Source organism: Rhodovibrio salinarum DSM 9154 (genome assembly GCF_000515255.1).
In the GTDB taxonomy this organism is placed as follows: Bacteria; Pseudomonadota; Alphaproteobacteria; order Kiloniellales; family Rhodovibrionaceae; genus Rhodovibrio; species Rhodovibrio salinarum.
Genome location: NZ_KI911559.1, coordinates 36,633 through 60,765, shown reverse-complemented (window position 1 = coordinate 60,765; position 24,133 = coordinate 36,633). Strand labels below are relative to the sequence as shown.

General features: G+C 67.1%; 24 protein-coding genes. 11 read left to right on the top strand and 13 right to left on the bottom strand.

The annotated features are described in order from the left end of the window. The first annotated feature begins 69 nt into the window (after positions 1-69). From RHOSA_RS19445 to RHOSA_RS0100280, 3 genes are read left to right on the top strand one after another with little or no spacing between them, the layout of a single operon-like run. On the top strand, positions 70-1,374 hold the full coding sequence (locus RHOSA_RS19445) for an NAD(P)/FAD-dependent oxidoreductase (protein WP_051431649.1): 1,305 nt from the start codon (positions 70-72) through the stop codon (positions 1,372-1,374). Beyond that, positions 1,371-2,231 (top strand): glycosyltransferase family 2 protein, encoded by an 861-nt coding sequence (locus RHOSA_RS0100285; protein ID WP_200372099.1) that lies wholly within the window; start codon positions 1,371-1,373, stop codon positions 2,229-2,231. Before RHOSA_RS19445 ends, RHOSA_RS0100285 begins: the two co-directional genes overlap by 4 nt. 43 nt (positions 2,232-2,274) lie before the next feature. Further along, a complete protein-coding gene (locus RHOSA_RS0100280; protein WP_051431648.1) occupies positions 2,275-2,742 on the top strand; it encodes a hypothetical protein in 468 nt (155 codons plus the stop codon). Between the two features lie 40 nt (positions 2,743-2,782). Here RHOSA_RS0100280 and fabG read toward each other — a convergent pair whose 3' ends face one another. From fabG to RHOSA_RS0100230, 10 genes are read right to left on the bottom strand one after another with little or no spacing between them, the layout of a single operon-like run. Then, positions 2,783-3,517 (bottom strand): 3-oxoacyl-ACP reductase FabG, encoded by a 735-nt coding sequence (gene fabG / locus RHOSA_RS0100275; RefSeq protein ID WP_027287106.1) that lies wholly within the window; start codon positions 3,515-3,517, stop codon positions 2,783-2,785. 10 nt (positions 3,518-3,527) lie between these two features. Next, complete coding sequence (locus RHOSA_RS0100270; RefSeq protein ID WP_200372098.1) at positions 3,528-3,965, bottom strand: hotdog family protein; 438 nt, start codon at positions 3,963-3,965, stop codon at positions 3,528-3,530. After that, entirely contained in the window at positions 3,959-4,756 is a 798-nt protein-coding gene (locus tag RHOSA_RS0100265) for a beta-ketoacyl synthase chain length factor (RefSeq protein ID WP_027287104.1), read from the bottom strand. Before RHOSA_RS0100265 ends, RHOSA_RS0100270 begins: the two co-directional genes overlap by 7 nt. Next, a complete protein-coding gene (locus RHOSA_RS0100260) occupies positions 4,753-5,976 on the bottom strand; it encodes a beta-ketoacyl-[acyl-carrier-protein] synthase family protein (RefSeq protein WP_027287103.1) in 1,224 nt (407 codons plus the stop codon). Before RHOSA_RS0100260 ends, RHOSA_RS0100265 begins: the two co-directional genes overlap by 4 nt. A 44-nt stretch (positions 5,977-6,020) precedes the next feature. Then, the gene (locus tag RHOSA_RS0100255; protein ID WP_027287102.1) at positions 6,021-8,405 is read right to left on the bottom strand and encodes an MMPL family transporter; all 2,385 of its coding nucleotides are present in this window, start codon (positions 8,403-8,405) and stop codon (positions 6,021-6,023) included. Positions 8,406-8,409: 4 nt separating this feature from the next. After that, positions 8,410-9,369, bottom strand: a complete 960-nt coding sequence (locus tag RHOSA_RS0100250; RefSeq protein WP_051431647.1) for a lysophospholipid acyltransferase family protein — start codon at positions 9,367-9,369, stop codon at positions 8,410-8,412. A gap of 8 nt (positions 9,370-9,377) precedes the next feature. Further along, positions 9,378-9,692: an ApeI family dehydratase gene (locus RHOSA_RS19440; RefSeq protein ID WP_037255396.1), complete on the bottom strand. Its 315-nt coding sequence runs from the start codon at positions 9,690-9,692 to the stop codon at positions 9,378-9,380. Next, the gene (locus RHOSA_RS19435; protein WP_051431646.1) at positions 9,689-11,089 is read right to left on the bottom strand and encodes an AMP-binding protein; all 1,401 of its coding nucleotides are present in this window, start codon (positions 11,087-11,089) and stop codon (positions 9,689-9,691) included. The genes RHOSA_RS19440 and RHOSA_RS19435 overlap by 4 nt, the downstream gene beginning before the upstream one ends. Beyond that, positions 11,082-11,777 (bottom strand): COG4648 family protein, encoded by a 696-nt coding sequence (locus tag RHOSA_RS0100235; RefSeq protein ID WP_027287100.1) that lies wholly within the window; start codon positions 11,775-11,777, stop codon positions 11,082-11,084. Before RHOSA_RS0100235 ends, RHOSA_RS19435 begins: the two co-directional genes overlap by 8 nt. A 13-nt stretch (positions 11,778-11,790) precedes the next feature. Next, positions 11,791-12,069: a phosphopantetheine-binding protein gene (locus RHOSA_RS0100230; RefSeq protein WP_027287099.1), complete on the bottom strand. Its 279-nt coding sequence runs from the start codon at positions 12,067-12,069 to the stop codon at positions 11,791-11,793. A 246-nt stretch (positions 12,070-12,315) separates the two neighbouring features. Here RHOSA_RS0100230 and RHOSA_RS0100225 point away from each other — a divergent pair, with 246 nt between their 5' ends. Continuing rightward, entirely contained in the window at positions 12,316-13,020 is a 705-nt protein-coding gene (locus RHOSA_RS0100225; protein ID WP_027287098.1) for an MlaC/ttg2D family ABC transporter substrate-binding protein, read from the top strand. Between the two features lie 96 nt (positions 13,021-13,116). On the opposite strand, the gene RHOSA_RS0100220 is transcribed toward RHOSA_RS0100225, so the two are convergent. Further along, the gene (locus RHOSA_RS0100220) at positions 13,117-14,424 is read right to left on the bottom strand and encodes a S41 family peptidase (protein ID WP_027287097.1); all 1,308 of its coding nucleotides are present in this window, start codon (positions 14,422-14,424) and stop codon (positions 13,117-13,119) included. Positions 14,425-14,731: 307 nt separating this feature from the next. Here RHOSA_RS0100220 and RHOSA_RS19430 point away from each other — a divergent pair, with 307 nt between their 5' ends. From RHOSA_RS19430 to RHOSA_RS0100205, 3 genes are all read left to right on the top strand, one after another. Then, positions 14,732-15,070 (top strand): hypothetical protein, encoded by a 339-nt coding sequence (locus RHOSA_RS19430; protein ID WP_156092439.1) that lies wholly within the window; start codon positions 14,732-14,734, stop codon positions 15,068-15,070. Positions 15,071-15,166: 96 nt separating this feature from the next. After that, the gene (locus RHOSA_RS19425) at positions 15,167-15,940 is read left to right on the top strand and encodes a dienelactone hydrolase family protein (RefSeq protein ID WP_037255393.1); all 774 of its coding nucleotides are present in this window, start codon (positions 15,167-15,169) and stop codon (positions 15,938-15,940) included. Positions 15,941-15,990: 50 nt separating this feature from the next. Continuing rightward, the gene (locus tag RHOSA_RS0100205) at positions 15,991-16,623 is read left to right on the top strand and encodes a methyltransferase domain-containing protein (RefSeq protein WP_027287096.1); all 633 of its coding nucleotides are present in this window, start codon (positions 15,991-15,993) and stop codon (positions 16,621-16,623) included. A gap of 156 nt (positions 16,624-16,779) precedes the next feature. Here the strand turns inward: RHOSA_RS0100205 and RHOSA_RS0100200 are convergent, their stop codons facing one another. Further along, on the bottom strand, positions 16,780-17,247 hold the full coding sequence (locus tag RHOSA_RS0100200) for a VOC family protein (protein ID WP_215904967.1): 468 nt from the start codon (positions 17,245-17,247) through the stop codon (positions 16,780-16,782). Positions 17,248-17,478: 231 nt separating this feature from the next. Between RHOSA_RS0100200 and RHOSA_RS25655 the strand changes: the two genes are divergently transcribed. The 4 genes from RHOSA_RS25655 (at position 17,479) to RHOSA_RS24540 (ending at position 23,054) form a co-directional block, all read left to right on the top strand. Continuing rightward, positions 17,479-18,498: an SAM-dependent methyltransferase gene (locus RHOSA_RS25655; protein WP_242468903.1), complete on the top strand. Its 1,020-nt coding sequence runs from the start codon at positions 17,479-17,481 to the stop codon at positions 18,496-18,498. Between the two features lie 165 nt (positions 18,499-18,663). Next, positions 18,664-20,829: a malate synthase G gene (locus RHOSA_RS0100190; protein WP_027287093.1), complete on the top strand. Its 2,166-nt coding sequence runs from the start codon at positions 18,664-18,666 to the stop codon at positions 20,827-20,829. A 156-nt stretch (positions 20,830-20,985) separates the two neighbouring features. Next, complete coding sequence (locus tag RHOSA_RS19420; protein WP_156092437.1) at positions 20,986-21,810, top strand: DUF1045 domain-containing protein; 825 nt, start codon at positions 20,986-20,988, stop codon at positions 21,808-21,810. 356 nt (positions 21,811-22,166) lie between these two features. After that, a complete protein-coding gene (locus RHOSA_RS24540) occupies positions 22,167-23,054 on the top strand; it encodes a type II toxin-antitoxin system death-on-curing family toxin (RefSeq protein WP_081728329.1) in 888 nt (295 codons plus the stop codon). Positions 23,055-23,106: 52 nt separating this feature from the next. Here RHOSA_RS24540 and RHOSA_RS0100175 read toward each other — a convergent pair whose 3' ends face one another. Then, a complete protein-coding gene (locus RHOSA_RS0100175) occupies positions 23,107-24,123 on the bottom strand; it encodes a DUF4340 domain-containing protein (RefSeq protein ID WP_027287092.1) in 1,017 nt (338 codons plus the stop codon). Between the last annotated feature and the right edge of the window lie 10 nt (positions 24,124-24,133).

The window sequence follows — 24,133 nt, the reverse complement described above, 5'->3', positions numbered from 1 at the left end:
CGGTCTCGGACCGGTCAGGCGAGCGGCTTACCGGCCGGTCGCCCGGTCTGAGGCAGGGGAGATGCCGACGTGACCCAACCGCCCGATGACTCAGGCGCGCCCGACCCCAGCGGACCCGCCGACGTTGCCGTCATCGGCGGGGGGCCGGGCGGGGCCACCGTGGCCACCTTGCTGGCGCGGCGCGGGCGTTCCGTTGTGCTGTACGAGAAGGCGCAGCATCCCCGATTCCACGTCGGTGAATCGCTGCTGCCCAAGACGGTGCCGTTGCTGGAGGATCTGGGCGTGCACGATCAGGTGCGCGCGATGGGCACCTTCAAGCCGGGGGCGGAGTTCGTCGCACCCAAGCATGGCCGCCGCCAGGTATTCCGCTTCGATCAGGCACTCGATCCCAACCCGGGACATGCCTACCATGTCGAGCGCGCGTCGTTCGATGCCCTGCTGCTGAACAATGCCGCAGCCAACGGGGTGACCGTGCATCAGCGCACCGAGGTGGTCAGCGCCGCGCCGAGGCTGGGCGACAGCGTCCTGACGGTGGACGACGGTATCGGCCGGCGCACCGACCGCGCGCGCTTCGTGATCGACGCCTCCGGGCGTGATGGCCTGCTGGCGCGCAAGCTCACCAACCGGCAGCCCGACCGCATGCACAACACCGCTGCGATCTTCGCCCATTTGCGTGGGGTCTCACGGGACAACTGGGGGCTCGACGGCGACATCGCGGTGTGCTGGTTCGACCAGGGGTGGATCTGGATGATCCCGCTGCCGGACGGACGCGTTTCGGTCGGCGCTGTCTGCGGGCCCGAGCACTTCAAGCGCCGGCGGGGCAGCCTGGAGGACTTCTATACCGAGACCCTGCAACGCAGTGCCGAGGTCTGGGAGATGGTCCAGCACGCCGAGCGCGTGAGCCCGGTGCGCGGGACCGGCAATTACAGCTACTGCGCCGACCGGATGTACGGCGACGGATATCTCCTGCTGGGCGATAGCTATTGCTTCCTCGATCCCGTGTTCTCCAGTGGCGTGCACCTGGCGATGATCGGGGCGCAGTCGGCTGCCGCGGCGATTGATCGCCTGCTCGATCATCCCGCGCGCGGGGCGCGCCTGTTGCGCCGCCACCAGAAGCTGGTGGAAGGCGATCTGAAGCGGATTTCCTGGTTCATCCGCCGGTTCAACACGCCGGCGTTGCAGCGTATGTTCATGAACCCGCGCAACCTTCTGGGCGTGCGCCGGGCGGTCCTGTCGGTGCTGGCCGGCGACACCCGCCACGGTCTCAACCTGGACCTGCGGTTGGCGGCCTTCCGTTTGTTCTATTGGCTGGAGCAACGCCGCGATCCGGAGCAGAGCCCCGCGGCCATCGCGCCGCCGGAGCCGGCGGAATGAGCGCCTGCGACGTCAGTCTCGATTCGGGGGAGGACGCGCAGGAAGCCGACCGGATGGCCCCGGCTGGGGAGCCCGGCGCGTTGGTGCGTGAGCGCCCGTCGGTGGGTCGCTGTGTCGCCCTGATCCCGGCTTACAACGAAGCGGCCACGATTGCCGATCTGATCCGGCGGGTGCGGGCCCAGCTGGCCGAGGTGATCGTGGTGGACGACGGCTCCCACGACGCCACGGCGGCGGAAGCGGGTCGGCTCGACGTTCAGCTGATCCGCCATGCCGAGAACGCCGGCAAGGGGACGAGCCTGATCGATGGGCTTGCAGCCGCACGCACGGCCGGCTTCGACGCCGTCGTGACGCTGGACGCCGATGGCCAGCACCGTACCCGCGATATTCCCCGGCTGTTGAGCTGGGCGGCGCCGGACATGCTAGTGCTGGGCAGCCGGGTGCACGATACGGCTGAAATGCCGCGCGCGCGTCGGATCGCCAATCGGATCGCGGGCTTTTTTATTTCCTGGGCTGCTGGGCAGCGGATCGGGGACACGCAGTGCGGCCTGCGCGTCTATCCGGGCGGCTTGGTCGACCGGCTGGATTTGCCGGCACGCCGGAGCGGCTTCGTATTCGAGAGCGAGGTGCTGATCGAGGCCGCCCGCCGCGGCTGGCGGATCGTCGAGGTGCCGGTGCCCGCCGTTTATCCCGCCCGGCCGCCGCGCCACAGCTATTACCGGCCGCTTGCCGATACCCTGGCGATCACCGCGATGGTGACGGGCAAGCTCTTGGCCCGCGGTTTCGATCCTGCGGGCTTGGTGCGCGTATTGCGCGCCGACCGCCGGCATGGGACCGTAGATGCGGAGCACCGGCCATAGAGGCCGGCCGCGCGTCAAGCTTGTACGTTACTGGGGGACGATCATGACGGGGACTATCTCTTCGACCACTGCCGGCCTGGATCCGCGCGCCTGGGCGCTCCGCCTTGTCGCGGCGGTGCTGCTCGTCGCCGCGCTGGCCGGCTGCCGCACCTCCGATATCTACAACGTTCAGGAGGCCTCCCTCTCCGCACCGCCGTCGACGGAGATGATGGAGGTCGAAAACGCCATTAAGCGCGCGGGTGGCAGGCTTGGTTGGCAGATCCAGCGCGCCGACCCGGATCAGCCTGGCCATTTGATCGGCCGCTTGCCGATCCGCAGCCATGTCGCTGTCGTCGACATCATGCACAACACCCAGACTTTCTCGATCACCTATAAGGACAGCACGAACCTCAAGTATGATGCGGCGGAAGGGAAGATCCACTCCAACTACAACGGCTGGGTCCAGAACCTCCGTACGGAGATCGTCCGCGAAGCGTCGAGCATCCGCCCGGCAAACGGCACGGACACCTAAGCGTTTAGGTGTCTGATGACTGGGGCGGCGACAGCCGGCGCTAAGCCAGTCCCCCGGCGACCGCGATCACCTGACCGGTGATGTAGGAGGCCTTGTCGGAGGCGAGGAAGCCGACCAGCTCGGCGACCTCTTCCGGCTGGCCGGCGCGGCGCATCGGGACCAGCTCCTTGATCCGCGCCGGGTCGAAACTGGCTTCGGTGTCCGGCGTGGCGATCACGCCCGGCGCGACTGCGTTGGCGGTGATGCCGCGGCTGGCGACTTCCTGGGCGAGCGACTTGATCGCGCCGTGCTGGCCGGCCTTGGCGGCGGCGTAGTTGGTCTGCCCACGGTTGCCCAGGATGCCGGAGATCGAGGAAACCGCGATCACCCGGCCCCAGCGCCCTCGCGTCATCGGCAGCAAGAGCGGCTGCACGACGTTGTAGAAGCCGTTCAGCGAGACGTCGACGACCCGGTTCCAGCTCGCCCGGTCCATGCCGGCCATCGTGGCGTCGGCGTGGATGCCGGCGGCGTGCACCGCGATCCGGATCGTCCCGTCCGCGCCGAGCCGTTCGAGCGCGGCCTGCGTCGCGTCCGCGTCGGTGACATCGAAGGCGACCGCTTGCGCCCGGCCGCCCTCGGCGCGGATCGCCTCTACAACCGTTTCGGCACCGGCAAGGTTGGTGTTGGCGTGGACGATGACCTCAGTGCCCTGGGCGGCCAGGGTCCGGCAGATGGCCCCGCCGATCGCCCCGCTGCCGCCGGTCACCAGCGCCCGGCGCGGCGGTTGTTCGCTCATGCGCCCTCGCTCATGACAGGATGATTCCGACCTCTCCTTCGACCAGCGTCGTGCCCGCGTGCGCCAGGGTAAAGGCATAGGCGAGCTGCTGCCGGGTCGCCAGCAGGCAGGTCGCGTGCACGTCGAGCGGGCCGTCGATATCGTCCAGCCGCGCCCGCGTCCAGTTCAGTTCGCGTACCGAGACGACCATGCCCGGTTGGGCAACGGCGTGCGCGCCGGCTTGCAGGGGGCCATGTACGGCGGCCGCCTGCGCACCGTATTCGCTGCCGGCGATCGCGTGCAGCCGACCGTCTCGGCGTAGCGGGTTATCGGGGCGCCGATGGCTGTCGGTGCGGGCATGGATCGTCGTGCCGTCGCTGGCGACCACCGTGTCCAGCAGCACCATCGCCCCGGCGTGCGGAATGCGCGCGGCGATGCCCGCGCGGTCCAGCAGTCCGCCGTTCAGCACGGCGTCAGCTCTAGGTCTAGGTGAGCGTGGGCGCCGTAGGGGAGGCCCTCCCGCATGGCCTCGCCGCGTGCCAGGGCGGTGAGGACGGGCAGGGCACGCGCAGCGGCGTTATACTGCCACAGTTCGCGCAGCGCCGGGATCTCGGGCGGTGTTGGCTCCGTCCCTCCGGCGGTGAAGTCAGCGCGCAGGATCGCCTTCGCCCCGGGTTGCCTGGGCGGCCCCAGCACCAAGGCGAGGCCGAGTGGCGCCCCGACCGGGCAGACGGTGTTGAGCGGCTCTGGAAACGGCGTATCGCACAGCACGAGCAGGACCGGGTCGCCATCGGCCCGGATCTGTGCCATCGCCTTCAATAGCGCAGCGGGGAAGGTATCGGCGCCGGCCGATACGCTGGTGCAGGCCCGGTGGCAGCCGGTCGCGATCGCCCAATAGCCGACCGCGACGTTGTGCACCGAGTGGTGGAAGTCCTTGGGCGAGACGTGGCGCTCGTCGGTCGACAGCTCCATCAGGATGCGCTGGACGGTTGCGCCATCGCCATGCGCCCAGCCGAACACCGACGGCAGCTCGCCTGGGTCGACACGGGCATGGCGCACGGATTCCTGTCCCACGGCCAGTGCCAGGCGCACCGCCTGGGACACCCGCCGACGTTCCCGCGGGCTCAGGTTCTCGGGTTGCGGCGGCGGGGTGATGGCGGGGTCGTAAGGCACACGGCCGGCCAGGACCGCGCCGCCGTCCGCCCAGCCGGCCATGCCGGGGCCGTGCAGACCGATGCCGAGGAGGGTGGTCTCGATCATGGCTGGCGCGCCTCCGGAACCGACACGCTGGCATCGCCGTGGCCGAGCAGCAGGCTGCAGTTGCTGCCGCCGAAACCGAAGGAGTTCATCAGCACAACGTCGATGCTCGCCGCTTCGCTCGCGCGCTGCACGGTGGTGGGAATCTCGGGGTCCAGCGTTTCCAGGTTACTGTTGCCCGGTCGGAACCCCCGGGTCAGCGCGCAGATACAGATCGCCGTTTCGATGATCCCGGCCGCGCCCAGCGTATGGCCGGTCGCGCCCTTGGTGGAACTGCAGCGCAGTTGGGGGCCGAACACCCGGGCAATCGCCTGGGTCTCGCTTTGGTCGTTTTGCGTGCTGCCGGTGCCGTGCTGGTTGATGTAGTCCACCGCGCCAGGGTCCAAGCCAGCGCGCTCGAGTGCCGCACGCATCGATAGCTCCGCGCCCAGACCGGTGGGGTGCGGGGCGGACATGTGGTGGGCGTCCGAGCTTTCGCCGTAGCCGAGCAATCGGGCCAGTGCCGGGCGCTCGCCGACCTCGCGCTCGACCAGGGCCAGGCCGGCGCCCTCGCCGATCGAGATGCCGCGCCGGTCCGCGTCGTTCGGCCGGGCCGGGCCGGTGTCCAGCAGGTCCAGCGATTTGAAGCCGTACAGCGTCATCAGACAGAGCGAGTCCGCCCCGCCGACGATCGCGGCATCGACCAACCCGGCCTCGATTAACTGATGGGCATCGGCAAAGACCTTGGCCGAAGAGGAGCAGGCGGTGGAGACCGTCATCGTCGGTCCCGCGATGCCGAGCCGTTCCGACACATACCAGGCCAGGGCATGGTGATCGTGGGTTTCGTGGAAGCGGAAGTCGTCCGGGAGCGCGTCTGTTTTCGGGTCGCGCCTGGCAAATGCGACTTCGCCCGCCCGGACGCCGGAGGTCGAGGTGCCCAGGATCAGGGCGACCCGGTGCGCGCCATAGCGCCGGATCGCGGCCTGTGCCGCCCCTTCGAAGCCATCGGCGCGGACCGCCATCTCCGCCAGGCGGTTGTTGCGGCAGTCGAAGCGGGCGAACGCCGTGGGCAGCGTCACGTCCTCCACCCCGGGCACCCGGCCGATGTGGGTGTCGATGTGCGCATCCTCATAGTCGCAGGGGCGCAGGGCAATACGGTTCGCCCACAGGCCCTCCGCCGTGGCATCGAGGCCGATGCCAAGCGCATTGACGGTCGAGAGCGCGGTGATGGCAAGCGGGGTCACGGGCGAGCGGGTCCGTGGATGATGGTCAAAGGCCGACTCTGTCACTAGGACACTGTAACATGGGTCCGCAGGGCGCCTGTGAACACCAGCGCGCTCAAAAGCGACACGCCGGCCCCCAGGGCCACGGTGACGCCCAATTGCCCCAGCATCGGGATCTCGGCGGTCGACAGAATGGCGAAGACCGAGAGGCTGGTGAGCGCACAGATCGCCACACTGCGCCGGCCATCCCGCCCGGCCTCGGGGCTGTTGGCGCCATCGCGGACGGCTTGGCGCAGAAAAATCGCGTAGTCCAGCCCCAGCCCTGCGACCACCATGAGGCCGAGTAGATGGAACAGCGTCAACGGCGTGCCGAGCGCGACCAGCAGCGCAGCCGAGAGCGTGACCGAGACCAGCACCGACGCGCCGACCTGTCCGACCGCGCGCGCCCCGCGCAGGCCGATCGCAAGGGCGCCGAGGCCAAGCAAGGCGCCCACCGCGATCCAGCGCAGCGTTTCATCCCGATACCCCTGCATCAGGGCTTCCGTCTCCGCCTTGAGGTCGAGCAGGCGTACGCCGGGCACGTCGACGTGTGCCAAAGCATGGCGCAGCCGCGCTTCGTCGCGTAGCCCCTCGAAGAAGCCGAAGCCCCGGACCTGGCCGTGCGTGGTTTCCACCGCCAGCGTGTCGAGGCGGCTGCGCAGTAGCGGTGCCGCGATCTCCGAAGGCGTCAGCGGGCCGGCTGCCTTGGCCGCCGCAACGTCGGTGACGAAAGGGGCGAATGTCCCGGGCGAAAATGGCTGGTCGGCGAGCGCGCGGTCCAGCCGCTGGCGCAGCGTTGCGGCGTCGGGCAGGGACGCCAGACGGGCGCGCTGGCGGGCCGCGCTTGGCAGGTAGCGGGCCAGCAGATCGACCTGCGCCACCGCCCCGTCCGCGATCAGCTTGTCCAGGGTCGGCTGCAGGGCTTCCTGACGCTGCAGCAGCGTCTCCATATCCGGCGCGTCGATGGCCAGCAGGTAGCGCGGGTTCGTCGCCGCCAGGTCGGCGCGCAGGGATTGGTCGACCTGTTTGCGGGTTTCCGAGATCGGGCTCAGACCGCGCAGATCCTGCTGCCAGACCTGCGATCCCGGCAGCAACGCCAGCCAGCCGGCCGCCACGGCCGTCAGCAACAGGGTTGGCAGGCGCAGCCGGCCGAGGGCGGCGTGCAGCGGTGCCAGCCGGTCCCACACCGCTTCCGCCGGGGGCAGATGCACCGGCTGCATCAGCCAGGGCAATATCCAGCGGGCGCCCCCGGCGGCGACCAGCAGGCCGGCCAGGGTGAACACGCCCAGCTGTGCCACGCCGGGGAAGCTGGACAGCACCAGCGGCAGGAAACCGATTGCCGTGGTGGCCGCGCCCAGCGCCAGCGCCGGCCAGATCCGCCGGGCGGTGTGCGTTGGGGGCTCCTCGGGCCGGCGGTGAGCGAACAGATGCAGGGGATAGTCCACGCCTACCCCGATCAGGATCGCCCCGAACCCCAGCGTGGGCGCCAAAATTTCCCCAAAGACGGCTGCCACGGCACCCGCGCCGGCGACGAAGCCGGCAGCAATCGGCACCGCGCTGGCGACCAGCACGCTTGGCCGGCGAAAGGCGATTAGCAGGATCAACGCCACGATGGGGAGCGACCAGATCAGCAGGCGACGGGATTCCGATTCGGCTGTGTTGCGGCTTTCCACTGCTATCACCGACGGCCCGGAGCGTACGGCCGTTATCGCGCCGTGCGTCTGTTCGACCGTGCGAACGGCGGCGTCGATCGCGTCCAGGACCTCGCCCTGTCCGCCCGCGTCGAACGCCGCGCGCTTGCTGCGCGCCAGCAGCACCGCGCGCGTGCCATCGCGCCCGACCCAAACGCCGTTTGCCTTGCGCGGGCCGGCGTCGCCGCGCCACAGCTGGGCCACCTCGAAGATGCGCAGTGTCGGGTCGCGCGGCATGATCCGCTCGATCAAGGGCGATCCCAGACCGCGCAGCTCGACCAGCAGCCGGTCGAATGCCTGGTTAAGGCTGGAGGGCGAGAACGCGTCGGCCGCCAGCGCCGGGTTCAGGCGGTAGCGGTGTTCCAGGAAGGGCTGCAGTGCGGCGTCGTCCAGCGACAGGCTGCCGTTGGCGACGCGCGCGAACAGGCCGCTGTCCTGAAGCGCGCGCTTCATGGTGCGGCTGAGTTCGGCCAGCTGATCCGTGCGGGCCTTGGCGTCGGCCGGCGGATCGACGGGTCGAAGCGCGATCATCACCGTGCGGTTGGCCGGCCCTTCCTGCAACGCACGCTGCAACAGGGCCAGGTCCTCCGATTGACGTTCTGGCAGCAGGATCGAGAGGTCCGCGCGGATCGGCACCTGGCTCAGCAGCCCAGCCCCCAGGGCGCCCAGCAAGGCCAGCACGAGCAGTGGTCGGAGCAAGGCGGTCAGGCGTGCACGCACCGGGCTAGCCCTCTTGGCTGTCGGGCGTGGCGGCGTTGCGGCGCTCGTCGCCCCAGAAGTCGTAGAAGTTGAACCAGTTGTAGGGGGCGGCCTGGCAATAGGTGGCCAGCCGGTCGGCGTAGGCACGGGCATACGCCGTGGCAGCCTCGCGTCGCGCGCCGCGCGGGGCGGTGACGGGATCGGCGAACGGCTCGAAGTGGACCTCGTAGTGTCCGTTGCCGCGGTAGAGCGCAAAGCTCGTCAACGCTGGCGCTTCCAGCGTCGCGGCGAGCAGCCAGGGGCCAAGCGGGAAGGGTGCGGGGGCTCCCAGAAAGTCGACGTTGGTCAGCTTTTCGTTGGCCGTGCTGCGGTCGGCCAGGATGCCAACGATGCCGCCTTGTTGAATCCAGTCGCGGACCTCCAGCATGGCATCCGGGCGGCCGAGCGGGATCACGTTCGCCATCACCTCCGGGTTCAGTTCGGCCAGCACCTGGTTCAGCCGCGTGGCGTTATCGACGTACATGAGAATCTTGATCGGCAGGTCACCGTGCGCGCGCCCCAATGCGCGCATCGTCTCGAAACTGCCGAGGTGCGCGCTCATCAGGAAGAACCCGCGTCCCTGCGCGCGCAGGGCGTCGAAGTGTTCGGCGCCGTGGAGCGAGACCTTGAGCGCCCGATCGCGACCGGAGAGGAAGAACACCCGGTCCATGATCGTGGTGGCGAAGGTCAGGATGTGACGGAAGGTGTCCAGCGTCGTCGCGCGCCGGTTAAGGACGCGCGCCAGATAGCGCCGGGAGGCCCGCCGGGCGACCGGCGTGGACAGCTGGAAATAGAGCGCGATGGCGTAGAGGATCGGCCGCGCGGCCGTGCGGCCGAGTGTCAGGCACAGGTGCAGATAGAAACGTGTAATGCCCGGCGTGCCGCGTTCGGGCAGATGGCGCCACTGCTGCTGGATGTCGGTGTTCTCGGCCGGACTGCGGCGCATGGCGGATTTTAGCGTTGGTCGCGTGCGGCGACAGTAAAGGTCGCGTTGAGCGCGGTGCGGTCGTCTTGTGTGCAGGTGACCTTGATCCGGCCCTGATCATGCGGTCCCGCGTGCACCTGCCAGGTGACCTGGGGCAGCAGCGCCAGCTTGATCCGGGCGCGGTCGACACCGGTGACTTCCACCGCCGTGGCGGTTTCCAGCCAGGCGGCCAGACGGTCCAGGATGGCGGCGGCCGGGACCACCGGACGGTCGGGGAAATGTCCGGTCAGGCAGGGATCGTCCGGGTCGACGCGCAGTTGGGTCGTGAGCGCTGGCTCGCTCATGAGCGCCGGCCGAGGTGGGTGTCCAGCAAGGCCTCCAGATCCTGACGCAACAGCTTGCCGGTGGCGTTGCGTGGCAGGTGGTCGAGCAGGATCAGCCGGCGCGGCACAAACGCGGGGTCCAGGCGCTGTTTCAGCGCCGTGCGCAGCGCCTCTCGGTCCCAATCAGGTGCAACGGCGAACGCGATCAGCCGGCCGATCTGTCCGGCGCCGGTGTCGGCGTCAGGTTGCACGAAGGCGGCGTCGCGCACGCCGTCGATCTCCATCAACTGCGCCGCCAGTCCGCTGAGCGAGGCCCGCTTGCCGGCGACGTTGACCAGATCCTGCGCTCGTCCCTTGAGGCGGATGCGGTTGCCGTCCATGACCTCGACGACGTCCGGGAAGGCGACGTCCTGGCCGAGTGTCGGGCAGTGCACCAGCGCCTGGGGCCCTTCCGGTCCCTGGACGGTCCGGGCGATGTAGTCGCTGCGCATCTGCCAGACGTCGCCGTCCAGCGTGCGCCGCCCGGCGACCGAGCCGGCCTCGGTGAAGCCATAGATCTCCCGCACCGGTGCCGACAGCCGGTGCTCGGCGGCCTGGGCCAGTTCGGACCCCAGGGGCGCGGTGGCGGAGATCACGTGGTCGATTGCGGGGAGGACGGTGTCGCTCTCGATCAAGGCGCGCAGATGGGTCGGCGTCGTGACCAGCACACGCGGGGCCGGCACCGAATGCAGCGCGTGGGCGACGTCGGCGGTGTAGATCGGCCGGTCGGCATAGGCGGCCGCGCCGCCTTGCAGGGGCATCAGGGCGGTCGTCTCGAAGCCGTACATATGCTGGCTGGGCACGGTGGCGACCACGTGGGCCGTCTCCAGCCGGTCGAGCGTCAGCATCGCCGGGATGGTCTTGCCCGCCGCCGCCAGCATCGCCCAGGTCTTGTCGTTCATCTGCGGCGTGCCGGTGGAGCCGGAGGTGAACACGCGCGCGGCCAGAAGGTCGCCCGGCAGGCTTGGCGGTTCGGCCGGTGGCGGGCCGTCTGGGGCGATCGTGTCGACATGAATGGGGGTCGGCAGGGTCAGCGTGCACCCCTGTTCCGCGAGCACAACCAGTGGGTCGAGGCGTTCGCGCAGAAGCTGCAGATTGCGCTCGGTCCGGTCCGGTGGCAACACGACGGACCGGCCGGCCAGCCAGCCGCCGATCAATGCGACCGTGAAGGCGATCCGGGATTCACAGTAGTTGGCGACCTGCGCTTCGGGGGGCAGGTCCGCGCTCAGCCGCCGCGCGAGCGCCTGCGCACGTGCCAGAACAGTGCCCTGCGTGACCGGACCTTGATCGGTATGAAATGCCGGACGTGCCGGGTCGTAGGGTGTGAAGACCGGCCAGGCCGGGGCATCATCGGCGGGTTGGGCACTTTCGTTATGCATGGCCGCGTTGTGGCAGCGGCCACGCACGCTTGTCCAGCATCACCGACAGGGTCCAGAACACCGAGGGACGGCCGTACTGCGGCATCTTCCAGCCGCGTACGGCATGTTCGCCCAGAAAGGTCGCAACCAACAGCACCGGATTGGCGACGTTGGCGATCCAGGACCAGGCGTCGAGCCCACCCAGGGCCAAGGCGCTCAGCGCCGCCAGCATGATCGCGGCGGGCAGGATGGCCCAGACGCGGGTGACCTTGACGGCATAGGCGGCGAGGTCCGCCGGCACCTGCCCGCGGGAAACGCGTGCGACCCGCAGGATCGCCGGCTCGTGCCCGGGCAGCAGGGTGTAGGCGAACACGCCACTGACCGTGAGATTGCCGAGCGTGGGCGGCAACACCAGCGCAAGGCGTGGATCGAACGCCGGTGCGCTGGCCTGCAGCGCGCCGAGCACAGCCACAAGAACGGCCAAGCCGCCGAGTAGCGCGCGCTTGCGACCGTGCGCGCTGAGCGCGTTCAGCAGCAGCGCAGCAGCCACCCCCCAGATCAGGCACGCCAAGGCGAGCGCGCTGCGGTCGGCGAGTACGGCCAAGTGAACGCCGACCAACGCGCTCAGGGCGAGCAGCGCGCGGGCGAGCAGCGTGCGGGTGCTGGCGCGTTCGGGCGCGTCGGGCCGCGCCGCGCCGGTTGCGGTCATGTCGATTCCGAGGTCATTTCGTGCGGTTTTCCTGCACGTGGCTCGCCAGCGCGCGCAGGGACGCGAAGATCCGATCGTTGCGGTCGTCCTCTCCCCTGATCTCAACGCCGTAGCGCCGGGTGATCTCCAACGACAACTCCAGCGCGTCGATGGAATCCAGGCCCAGCCCTTCGCCGAACAGGGCGGCGTCGGGATCGATTTCATCGGTCGATACCTCAAGCTCGAGCACCCGCACCATCGCTTCCGCGAGTTCTTGTTCCAGTTCAGATTTGCTGTGCTCGGTGACGCTCACGTTCGACCTCTGATGTCCATGTGTTGAGGTTGCCGGATAAGTTTAAAGACCGCTGCGCGGCGGGCGGTATTTGGTAGGTCTTTGGGAGTCTAAACTGGCCTCGAGGCAGCGTCGAGGCCGTGACAAAGGCTGGCGATTACGCGTGACCGTGTGCGGTCTGGCCGTCGCCGCCCGTTTGACCCAATTACAGGCATACGCCTAAGTCGTGCGCGACTTGCCACCCAATCACACAGGATACCCGATCCCATGACGATTCAGGATGGCGTGCACCGAGTTGCGGGACTGTGCCGGCGCAATCTGCTGTGCACCTTTGCGGCCGGGTTCGTGGCGCTGCTGCTTGGCTTCTCCGGCTCTGGCAGCGTTCATGCGGCGCAGAGCGACGACGCACTGGCTGAGGGCGCGGCGAACTATATCACCGAGCTGTCGCGCACTGCGATCGACCAGTTGAGCGCCCAGGACATCAGCCCCGAGCAGCGGGCCGAGCGCGGACGCCGGCTCCTGAAGGAGAATTTCGCCGGACGCGAACTGGCGCGTTTCGTGCTGGGGCGCTATTGGCGCGTGGCGAGCGAGGACCAGCGGGAGCGTTTCATGGCCCTGCTGCGCGAAGTCGCGCTGACGCGCTTCCTGCCTACCTTCCAGCACCTCTCGATGGACCAGGTGACGATCGACCGGGCGATCGCGGACCCGCAGGCCCAGGGCATTGCGCGCGTGATCACCCGTGTCGACGTGCCCGACCGTGCCCCGGTCAAACTCGCCTGGCGGGTTCGTCCGACCGGCGATGGGGGCTACCAGATCGTCGACATCATGGCCGAGGGGGTCTCCATGGCGATCACGCTGCGCAGCGAGTATGCCAGCGTGATCGAGCAGAATGGCGGCCGGGTCGAAGCCTTGCTCGCCAAGCTGGAAAGCCGCCTGCAATCCGATAGCGCCCCGAACTGGGCGCAAAACTAGCTATACCCTCTTCCGCGAAGGCGAGGGCGGGACTCTTGGGGAGAGCCAAGGCGTTCCGCCCTCGCCTGTTCTATCTCCTCGCGGGAGAAGGGGCGCCTACCGCGCCTTCTGCTCCATCAACGCCACACCCCGCAGCAGCGTCACGGCGCGGTTGAGCTGGTAGTCCTTGGCCAGACGGTCGGTTTCGCCGTCTTCCGAGTCCTCGGACTGCCCGGACTCGGCCTGCTGGTCGCCGCCACCCGACTCGTCGTTGTCCAGGGCGCCACGCAGGTCCTGCTCGCGCAGGCTCCGGCTGGGGGTCTGTTTGGTGATCTTCGCCTGGGCGACTTGGATGTCCGGCGCGATGCCTTCGGCCTGGATGCTGTCGCCGCTGGGCGTGTAGTAGCGCGCGGTGGTGAGACGCAGCGCGCCGCCGCTCTCCAGCGGCTTGACCGTCTGGATGGAGCCCTTGCCGAAGCTGCGGGTGCCCATCACGATCGCCCGGTCGTGGTCGCGCAGCGCGCCGGCGACGATCTCGCTGGCCGAGGCGGAGCCGGCGTTGATCAGTACCACGATCGGGATGTCGCCGACCTGCCGCCCGGCCTGGCTGGCGTAGCTCTTGGAGACGCTGCCGCCACGTCCGCGGGCGGACACGACCTCCTTGTCGTCGAGGAAGGCGTCGGAAACCTTGATCGCCTGCTTCAGCAGACCGCCGGGGTTGTTGCGCAGGTCAAGCACGAGGCCGCGCATCGGCCCGTCGATTTTGTCCTCGCGCAGCGTGTCGATCGCCTTCGAGACAGCTTCGCCCGCATGCTCGTTGAAGCGGGTGATCCGCAGATAGCCGATCTGCTGGAATGCCTCCGTGCGTACCGGCTCGATGGTGACCTGCTCGCGCGCCAGCGTGACGTCGAACGGCTCCTGCTCGTTGCGGCGCAGGGTGAGGGTGATCTCCGTGCCCGGCTCGCCGCGCATCATCTTGACCGCTTCGCTCAGGTCGAGCTGCCGGGTCGACGTGCCGTCGACGCCCACGATCAGATCGCCCGCTTGGATGTCGCTGGCCGCCGCGGGGGTCCCCTCGATCGGGGAGATCACCTCGATAAAGCCATGCTCTTCCTCGGCGACGCGCAAGCCGAGGCCGCCGTATTCGCCCTTGGTATTGACCTGCATCGACTGGAACTGCTCTGGATCGAGATAGCCCGAGTGCGGGTCCAGGTCGGACACCATGCCGTCGATTGCCGAGCGGATCAGGTCCTGCCGCGACACATCCTCGACGTAGGTCCCTTGCACCTGCTTCATGACGTTCTGCAGGTCCTCCAGCGTCGGGCCGTCGCCGTCGCTCTGACTGAGCGCGCTGCGGGTCATCGGCAGGCTGGTGACGGCGGCGCCCAGCAGGAACGCGGCCGTTACGGCGAGGAACGCGCGCATCGCGGGTCTCCCAAGGATCGTTGCAGGTCGTCTCAAGACGGGCCGTGGCACGCCAGTCGTCTAGGATCGACCAAAAAACACCCCGCGCGTGCTGGCGCGGGATCGCGAGGTAACGTCGGTTTCGTCGATGTAAATTCTGGCCGGCGCCCGGACAAGCCATGATCCAGTCACGTTTGCGGTCGTAAGATGAACGTAGCCGCGCTGACGGATGGTCCGCGCCGCCGCGCGTGCCAGGCGTGAACATTGCGTGGCACGCTGCCGCAGTGCCATGGGCTTTGTCCCAGCAACCTCTTATCTCGGACCTTCCATGTCCCTCGTTCCCCGTCTGAAAGCGATGACCGTGCAGGTTCTGCAGCATGTCGTGCAGACCGACCGGCGGGTGCGCCAGGGACGCTCGCCGTGGGCGCGGCGGTTGTTGGGCGGGGCGTTCGTTGCCGGCGGCTTGCTCTGGTTTTTGCCGGTGCTGGGCATCTGGATGTTGCCGCTTGGGCTCGCGCTCTTGTCGGATGATGTTGGCTGGATGCGCAGGCTCCGGCGCCGGGGACATGCGCGGCTGCTTGCCTGGGTGAACGATCGTCGGCCGCGCCGGAGCGGGCGGGCGAGCCGGCGGCCCACGCGGTCCGTGCGGCGCGAACCGGCCGATTGACACCCCGACACGTTGCCGGACGGCTGCGGGGCGCCCATCCTTGTAGAGACGCCGGGGGCTCCCGGTTCAGCCCATATCCAAGGGAGGCAAGACGTCATGCCATTCGCGCACAAGGTCGCCATTGCCGCCGTGCCGGCGCTGACGCTGTTGGCCACGCCGGCCGCGGCGGAGATTGTCGGGGAAACCGTGACCTACGAGGTCGACGGCGAGACCTACGAGGGCTACTACGCCCGCAATACGGCCCTGGGCGACGAGCAGCCCACGGTGCTGATCGTCCACGACTGGGATGGCCTGGGCGATTATGAACGCCGGCGCGCCCAGATGCTGGCGGAGCAGGGCTATGCCGCCTTCGCCGCCGACCTGTACGGGCAGGGGGTACGCCCGGACACGCTGGACGGCAAGAAGCGCGAGAGCGGCGCGCTCTACCAGGATCGCGAAGCGATGCGTGCGCGTCTGCAGGGGGCGCTCGACCAGATCGATGCGTTGGAGGGCGCGAGCGACGATGATGTGGTCGCGATCGGCTACTGCTTCGGCGGGTCCGCGGTACTGGAGCTCGCCCGCTCCGGCGCCGAGCTGGATGGCTTCGTGTCCTTCCACGGCGGTCTCGGCACGCCCGAGGGGCAGGACTACGCGGACGTTCAGGGCCCGCTTCTGATCCTGCACGGCACGCAGGACAGCGTTTCCGGATTGGACGCGGTCGCCGACCTGGCTGGGCGTCTCGACGACGCCGGTGCGGATTACCGGGTCGAGCTCTACGGCGGCGCCCGTCACGCCTTCACCGTATGGGCGTCGCAGGAACGCTACCACCCGCAGGCCGATCTGCGCTCCTGGGCTGCCTTGCAGGACTTCCTCGCGCGCGAACTGAAATAGGCGCGCAGCGCTGTCTTCAGCAGGTGGTTGCACACCGGAGCCGATCCCCCGTGTTGCAGAATGCCCAGCGTCTGGAAGCCGTGATGGCCGTGCTGCGCGGCGCGTGCGTGGCGCGGGTGCTCGACCTCGGCTGCGGGCCGGGGCCACTGTTGTTGCGCTTGGCGCAGGCGGACTGGGCGCGCGAGGTCGTCGGGCTGGACGTTGATCCGGGCGAACTGAAGGCGGCGCAGGCAGCGCTCGACCCCTACGGCCTGCCGGACGGCGATCGGCTGCGGCTGGTGCAGGGCGATCTGCTGCGCCCGGACGCGCGGCTCGCCGGTTTCGACGCGGCGGCGCTGGTCGAGACGGTTGAGCACATCGACCCCGGCCGCCTCTCGGCGCTGGAGCATGGTGTGTTCGCCGTGCTGCGGCCCGGCCTCGTCGTCGTGACCACCCCGAACGCGGACTACAACCCGCTGTACGGCCGCACCGGTGGGCGCTTCCGCCATCCGGATCACCGGTTCGAATGGTCGCGCGTGCAGTTGCGCACCTGGGCCGGCCGCGTTGCCGCCGCGCACGGCTACAGCGCCAGCCTGCACGACATCGGCCCGGCGCACCCGCGTTTGGGCACCTCCAGCCAGATGGCGGTGTTCCGCCGCGTCCCGGCTGGCGGCGCTGCCCCGGTGCGCTGTCCGGTCCGCTAATCGAACGTCAGCACCATTTCCTGCAGAAACTCGAGTATACCCTGCGCGAACGAACAGCTCACCAGTAGCAGGACAGTTTGCGGGGGCGGTGCGCCAGGGCCGCGGCTGGTTGGCTGCGATCCGATGTGTCGTCGCGAGGTTTTCCGCACGCTCGTCCTAGTGCCAGGTAAAGGCACCATCTGGACCCAATGTGGCGAAGGGATTGTGCGCGACTTCCCAAAGCACGCCGTCTGGATCGCTGAAGTAGCCGGAATAGCCGCCCCAGAATACCTTTTGCCCGGGTTTGACCAGGACGCCGCCGGCTGTCGTCGCGCGTGCTAAAGCCGCGTCTACAGCCTCGGGCGTATCCATATTGATGGCCAATGTGATCGGTGGGTGGCCGTTTCCCGACATTTCTACCCCGGCGTCCGCTTCCAACTCGGCGCGCGGATAGAGGACCAGCGCCATGCCGGGCAATTGAAAGGCAACGATCCGCTCGGCGCCGTCCTCCGTCGCGACCCGCCAGCCGAGCGCCTCGTAGAAGGTCCGTGCCCGCGCCAAATCGCGTACCCCGAGTGTGACCACGCTGATCCGCTGATCCAGCGGACGGGAGGCCTCCGGCGAACCGTCTGGGGTCTCAGTCATGGCCGATCAGCCTGTTGAACGCGGTTTGCGCCCGGTCGAACTTGTCTCGGCATTCAGGGTTGCAGAACCCCACGACCTGGTCGCGATAGATAGTCAGGGAATCTGGCGAGACCGGGTCTCCAGACCAGGGACAGTGTGTGTTGAGACAGGCGTCAATCGATAGTGCGCTTGGTTTTGTTTCGTCGCTCGTGGTCACCGGCGCGCACCCTTTTATGATTTGGAGATTCGGGGTTGCCTCAGTCTAGCAGGCGCAAAGCCGACGCCAACCCCGTGGCGCGCGAGCGGGGCGGCGTGCTAGAGGCGCCCGCGATGGCGCAGTTGGTTGGCTATATCCCCGCCGTGGGCTTCGAAGCGGAGCTGGAGCGCGAGCTCGCGCGTGCCGGCGTGCGGCTGCGCGGCTGGCATGGCGACCGGCTGTTGCTGGCCGACCCGCCGGCGGTTGACCCCGCCTGGGCGGAGGACGTCTGGGTCGACGCGCGCGAGCTGCCGGTGCCTTCGATCAAGCAGGCGGCCCGAACGCTCAAGGCCCTGCAGCGCAACTGGGCGCTCCTGACCCCGCCCGCGCAGGTCCGCCGCGCCAACCTGATCGCCCAGCAACTGCCGCACGTCTCGATGAAGCCGCTCGCCTTCCCCGACCGTCCGCCGTCAGCGTCGCTTGGCGGCTGGACGTTGTTGGACGCGGATCGGATGTTGGCATCGCCAACCACGCGCAGCCCGTTTCCGCATGGCCAGGCCCGGTTCGTCGAGGACCGGGAGACGCCGCCCAACCGCGCCTACCTCAAGCTGTGGGAGGCGCTGAGCCTGCTAGATGATCGGCCGGGGCCGGGCGATCTTTGCCTCGACCTCGGTGCCGCACCCGGCGGCTGGACCTGGGTGCTCGCCAGTTTGGGCGCGCGGGTGGTTGCGGTGGATAAGGCCGAGCTGGCCCCGCAGGTGGCGGCGATGCCGGGCGTTGAATCCCGCCGGGACAGCGCTTTTGCGCTTGACCCCAAGGTCGACGGGCCGGTCGATTGGGTGTGTTCCGACGTCGTCTGCTATCCCCAGCGGCTCTATCGCCTGATAACGCGCTGGTTGGACGCCGGGGCCGCGCGCAACTTCGTCTGCACCGTGAAGTTTCAGGGAGAAACGGACGTCGCGGCCATGGACGCCTTCGCCGCGCTACCGGGCAGCCGGTTGATGCATCTGCACCACAACAAGCATGAACTCACCTGGGTCTCGCTCGCTTCATGGCGGGAAGATTGCGAGGGCTAAGATTTGGTGCGGTGCCCAACACTTCACAAACGCGTCGTCAGCGTTATGGTTGCGGCTCATTCTCGCACCGGTTCGATCGCGGTCTTGCAGCATGACGGCTGCCCGCGTTGATCGGCTGCGCAAGGACGATGTCCGCCCAATAGTATTTAAGGAGGCACCGCCGCGATGATCCAGAAGGGCAACCTGAAGGTCGCCGAATCCCTCGTGAAATTTATCGAGGATGAGGCCTTGCCCGGAACGGGCCTGGAGGCCGGGCGCTTCTGGGAAGACCTGGACCGGCTGGTGCACGATTTCGCGCCGAAGAACAAGGAACTGCTCGCGCGCCGGGAAGAGCTGCAGCAGCAGATCGACGCCTGGCACAAGGAGCGTCGGGGCCAAGAACACGATCTCGCCGCCTACAAGGCGTTCCTGGAGGAGATCGGCTACCTGGAACCGGAAGGCGAGGACTTTACCGTCGGCACGCAGAACGTCGACCCCGAGTTCTCGACCACTGCCGGTCCGCAGCTTGTGGTGCCGATGTCGAACGCGCGCTTCGCCCTCAATGCCGCGAACGCGCGCTGGGGCAGCCTGTACGATGCGCTGTACGGCTCCGATGCGATCCCCGAGACCGACGGAGCAGAGATTACCCGTGACTTCAACCCCAAGCGCGGCGAGCAGGTGATCGCGAAGGCGCGCGAGGTGCTGGATCAGGTCGCGCCGCTGGAGCGCGGCAGCCATAAGGATGCGATCGGCTACCGGGTGGAGCACCGTGCGCTGGTGGTGGACACCGCGCAGGGCCCGGTCGGGTTGAGTGATCCGGCGCGTTTGGCCGGTTTCGTCGGCACCGAGAGCCAGCCGGAGACGGTGCTGCTGGAAAACCACGGCTTGCACGTCGAGATCGAGATCGATCCCAGCCATCCGATCGGCAAGACCGATGCGGCCGGCGTTTCCGACGTGATCATGGAGGCTGCGGTCACCACGATCATGGACTGCGAGGATTCGGTCGCCGCCGTCGATGCCGAGGACAAGGTCGGCGTCTACCGCAACTGGCTTGGTTTGACGCAGGGCTGGCTCAAGGAGAGCTTCGAGAAGGGCGGCACGACGGTCGAGCGCAAGCTGAAGGCCGACCGCTACTACACCACGCCGAATGGGGAAAAGCTGACCCTGCCGGGCCGCTCGCTGATGCTGGTGCGCAACGTCGGCCACCTGATGACGATCGGCATGGTGCTTGACCAGGACGGTCAGGAAGCGCCGGAGGGCCTCCTGGACGCCGTCTTTACCAGCCTGATCGCGGTGCACGATCTGAAGCGCAGCGGCAGCGTGGTGAACTCGCGCGCGGGCAGCGTCTACATCGTCAAGCCGAAGATGCACGGTTCCGAGGAGGTCCGCTTCTCCGACGCGCTGTTCGCGCGCGTCGAGGAGATGCTGGGGATGGCGCGCAACACCCTGAAGATGGGCATCATGGACGAGGAGCGCCGGACCAGCGCCAACCTCAAGGAGTGCATCCGCGCCGCCAAGGACCGGGTGGTGTTCATCAACACCGGCTTCCTGGACCGCACCGGCGACGAGATCCACACCGACATGGAAGCCGGCCCGATGGTCCGCAAGGGCGAGATGAAGGGTACGCGCTGGATCCAGGCTTACGAGGACCGCAACGTCGATATTGGCCTGAAGTGCGGCCTGCAGGGCGTCGCCCAGATCGGCAAGGGGATGTGGCCGATGCCGGACCGCATGGCCGACATGCTGGAGGCCAAGGTCGGTCACCCCAAGGCGGGCGCCAATACCGCCTGGGTGCCCTCGCCGACCGCGGCCACGTTGCACGCCATCCACTACCACCAGGTCGACGTCAAGGCGGTGCAGGATGAACTCAAGGGGCAGGAGCGTGCCAGCCTCGACGACCTGCTGACCCTGCCGGTGGCGGCCGACACCAACTGGGAGCCCGAGGCCATCCAGCAGGAGCTGGATAACAACTGCCAGGGCATCCTGGGCTATGTGGTGCGCTGGGTGGAACAGGGCGTCGGCTGCTCCAAGGTGCCCGACATCAACGATGTCGGCCTGATGGAGGACCGCGCCACCCTGCGGATCTCCAGCCAGCACATCGCCAACTGGCTGTACCATGGGGTGGTCGATCAGACGCAGGTTCTGGATACGCTCAAGCGGATGGCCGAGGTGGTCGATCGGCAGAACCAGGGCGATCCAGCCTATCGCCCGATGTCCAAGGACTTCGACGCGTCGGTCGCGTTCCAGGCGGCCAAGGATCTGATCTTCAAGGGCCGCGAACAACCGAGCGGCTACACCGAACCGGTCCTGCACGCCCGCCGCGCCGAGGCGAAGCGCGTCCACGGCGGTTAACCCGATCGGCCATGGCATGGCTGCGGGTCTTCTCGCTATAAGCGGGGGACCCGCTGGACGCCGTGTGTGTGCGGTGCCGAGACGGCCTGATACGCCGCTTATTTGCATTCGGCCTTTGCGATGGGCGCGTGACTGGGGTACAGGACGCGCCGACCCGTGGAACGAGGCAACCGAACGCAATTGACCGGTATGGACGACAGCGCGCGCGACGAGCCGACCAAGCCCACGCCCGTCACGGACGCGGGCAATCTGGCGCCCGATGATGGTGCCCCCGAGGTGACGCCGGACCAGACGCCCGACCCGGCGGAGGCCCGGTACGCGATCTACTGGACCCCACCGCCGGACGGGCCGCTGTCGATCCTGGGCGAGCAGCTGTTTGGTCCCGGTCGGCCCGCGTTGGCGAAGGCGATCGGCGTCGAGGCCGAGACCCTGATCGAGGCGACCGAGGGGCCGGCGCACTATGGCCTGCACGCCACGCTGCGTGCGCCCTTCCACCTGGCTGACGGCGTGGCGCCGGAATCGCTGGGGCAGGCGATCGCGGATTTCGCCGCTCAGCACGGCTCCGTTGCGATCCCAGAACCGGAACTGGCCGAACTCGGCCCCTATCTCGTGCTGCGGCCAAGCCGCCCGGCGTCCGAGCTGGACGAGCTCGCCGCGAATGTCGTGCAGGCGTTCGACGCCTACCGCGCCCCCCTGACGGGGCAGGAGCTGGAACGCCGCCGGGCCGATGGCCTGACCCCCCGTCAGGCGGAGCACCTGCAGCGGTGGGGCTACCCTTACGTCTTCGATACCTTCCGCTTCCACATCACCCTGGCGGGTCCGTGCGATGGCCAGACCCGCACCCTGCTGGCCCGTGCTCTGCAGCCGCAGCTGGCCCCGCTGCTCACGATGGACTGGACCCTGGACGCCCTCTCCCTGGTCACCCAGCCCGACCGCGGCAGCGCCTTCGACCTGGTCGAGCGCTTTCCGTTGGCGGGGTAGGGGGGCAGCCTCTCAGACCTTTTCCGGGTTTATACGGGACATGCGCACAGAGTTTACCATATGAAATTGTTTGATTTTATTGGTCAATTCATGTATTGAAAATCAAAGCTATTGGTAACGGAAAAATTTTCAGGTAACTCGGTTGTATTTTATAAATATATTATTATTTTAAATAATGTTAATACCATGATGCTGCGTATTTCATTTTGATTTTCATTTCGTGAAGAGGGCTGGTCATCGAGGTGGGTATTGATAAGAGTACATGTGTGTCGTATGAGTTAATTTGCTGCTTGCGAACGTTTGTGCGGCTAGGTATCTTTCGACTGTGGGGTGTATGAATATGGTAAAATAATTTAATGACGTTAGATATAAGTGAGGATCTCCAGGCTGAGTTTCAGTTCTGGACAAACCAGATTGGTGACGATAATCTGTATCACACTCAATTTACATTGGGTATACATGATGTATTGAAAGCTCATTTCCTCGTAGCTGAATTTTTTTATATGTCAGGAGGCGGGATATCTGGTGTTGGGCCCCGAGATATTGATCTTTTACATTCAGCGCTTCTGCGGCCTCATGTAGCATTTGGCGGGAAGGAGAAGTGGCAGCATCCGCTTGAGAAATGCGCAACGATGTTTTTTGGCATTATTAAAGACCACCCATTTCATGATGCAAATAAAAGAACCGCTTTCTTGAGCCTCATTTATAATTTATATAAATTAAACCTAGTTCCAACTCCAAAAAACAAGGAGTTGGAAGATTTTGCTGTATGTGTGGCCGATAATCAATTAAATAAATATAGAATTTTTAAAGATCTTTGCAAAGAAAACGATCCGGACCCTGAAATTAAAACTATACACTGGTTTCTTAAGGGTAACACTAGAAAGCTTGACACTAGATTCTATTCAATAACTTACGCTCGCCTAAAAAAAACATTAAACCGATTTGGGTTTGACCTTCAAAATCCAAGTGGTAATACGATTGATGTGGTTCGGATCGAGGAGAGGCGTCGCGTTTTTGGGATAGTGGGACCCAAAGAAAAGGTTGGCGTAAAAGTGGCTCAGATTGGTTTCCCTTCCTGGACTAAAGAAGTGGGGCAAGGTGCAATCAAGACGGTTCGTGAAAAAACCGGATTGACAGCTAAAAAAGGCGTGGATTCGGCTACTTTTTTCAAAGATGAAGATCCTGTCCATTGTCTGATTGCAAAATATCAGGAGCCTCTAATAAGCTTGGCGCATAGGTAAGAAATCATATAATTCAAGAATATATATTATATTCTTGAGTGACGTATATTCTTCACTTCGCCAGCACGTCCGCTTGGGTCCGGGTCAGGCGTTCGGCGATGTAGTCGGCGACCATGTAGGCCCAGCCGTCCACGCGCGCGTTCAGGCGATTGGCGCGGTCCTGGGCGGCCGGCGTGTCTGCGCTGGCGGACAGGGTGAGCCAGAAGCGCCCGTCGCGGTCGAACACCCGGACCGCCAGGCGCAGACCGTCGAACGTGAAGACCGTCGTCGCCGCGACGCGGGTGGCGTCCGTCAGGGCATTTGCCGGTTCGACGCGATCGAATTTGATCTCCGAGAGCAGCGCGCCCAGCCGGCGCACGGCGGCGACGTCGAGCTGGCGGCCCTGCGGCACGTCGGCGATCGCCAGCGCCGGCGCGTTTTCTGATGGGCGCACCGCGACCAGCCGGCCGCCGCCGACGCGTGCGATCTCGATCCGCCGGATCTGGCCGGCCGGCAGGTCGATCACCGCCGTGTCGAGGAAAGGGTAGGCGTCATCCGACAGGTCCGCGAGCCCGGCGGCGAGCCAGGCGCGCTCCTCGCCCGGCACGCGCACGTACGTGCCGTTGGCGGCCCGGCCGGTCAGTTCGTGGCGCTGCTTGCCGACGATCAACTGCGCGATCTCCTGACCGTCCCTGCCGGTCAGCGTGACCCGCCGGGCCAGGGGATCGTCCGCCGGGTCGCCGACCGCCAGGCGCTGGAAACGCCCGGGATCGGCGGTTTTAGGCGCGATTTTCTCCAGATTGGCGAGCCCGACCAGCAGGCGGTTTACCCGTTCGGTCCGGGCCGGGTAGCCGTGGGCGCTCGCGACCGCCCAGCCGTCGTCCTCGCGCGTCAGTACCACGCCCGGCTTGTCGCGGACCTCCACCGCCACGCGATGGACCTCGGACAGGCGCGCTGCCAGGCCGGGCAGCACCGGTTCGCCCGCCAACTGTACCTGCGCCGGGCGCGGCGCCAGCGCGGCCAGCGTCAGTGCACCGCCGCCCGCGAGCAGCGTGATCAGGGCCAGGACGATCAGGGTGCGCAGCGACATCGGGCCTGCT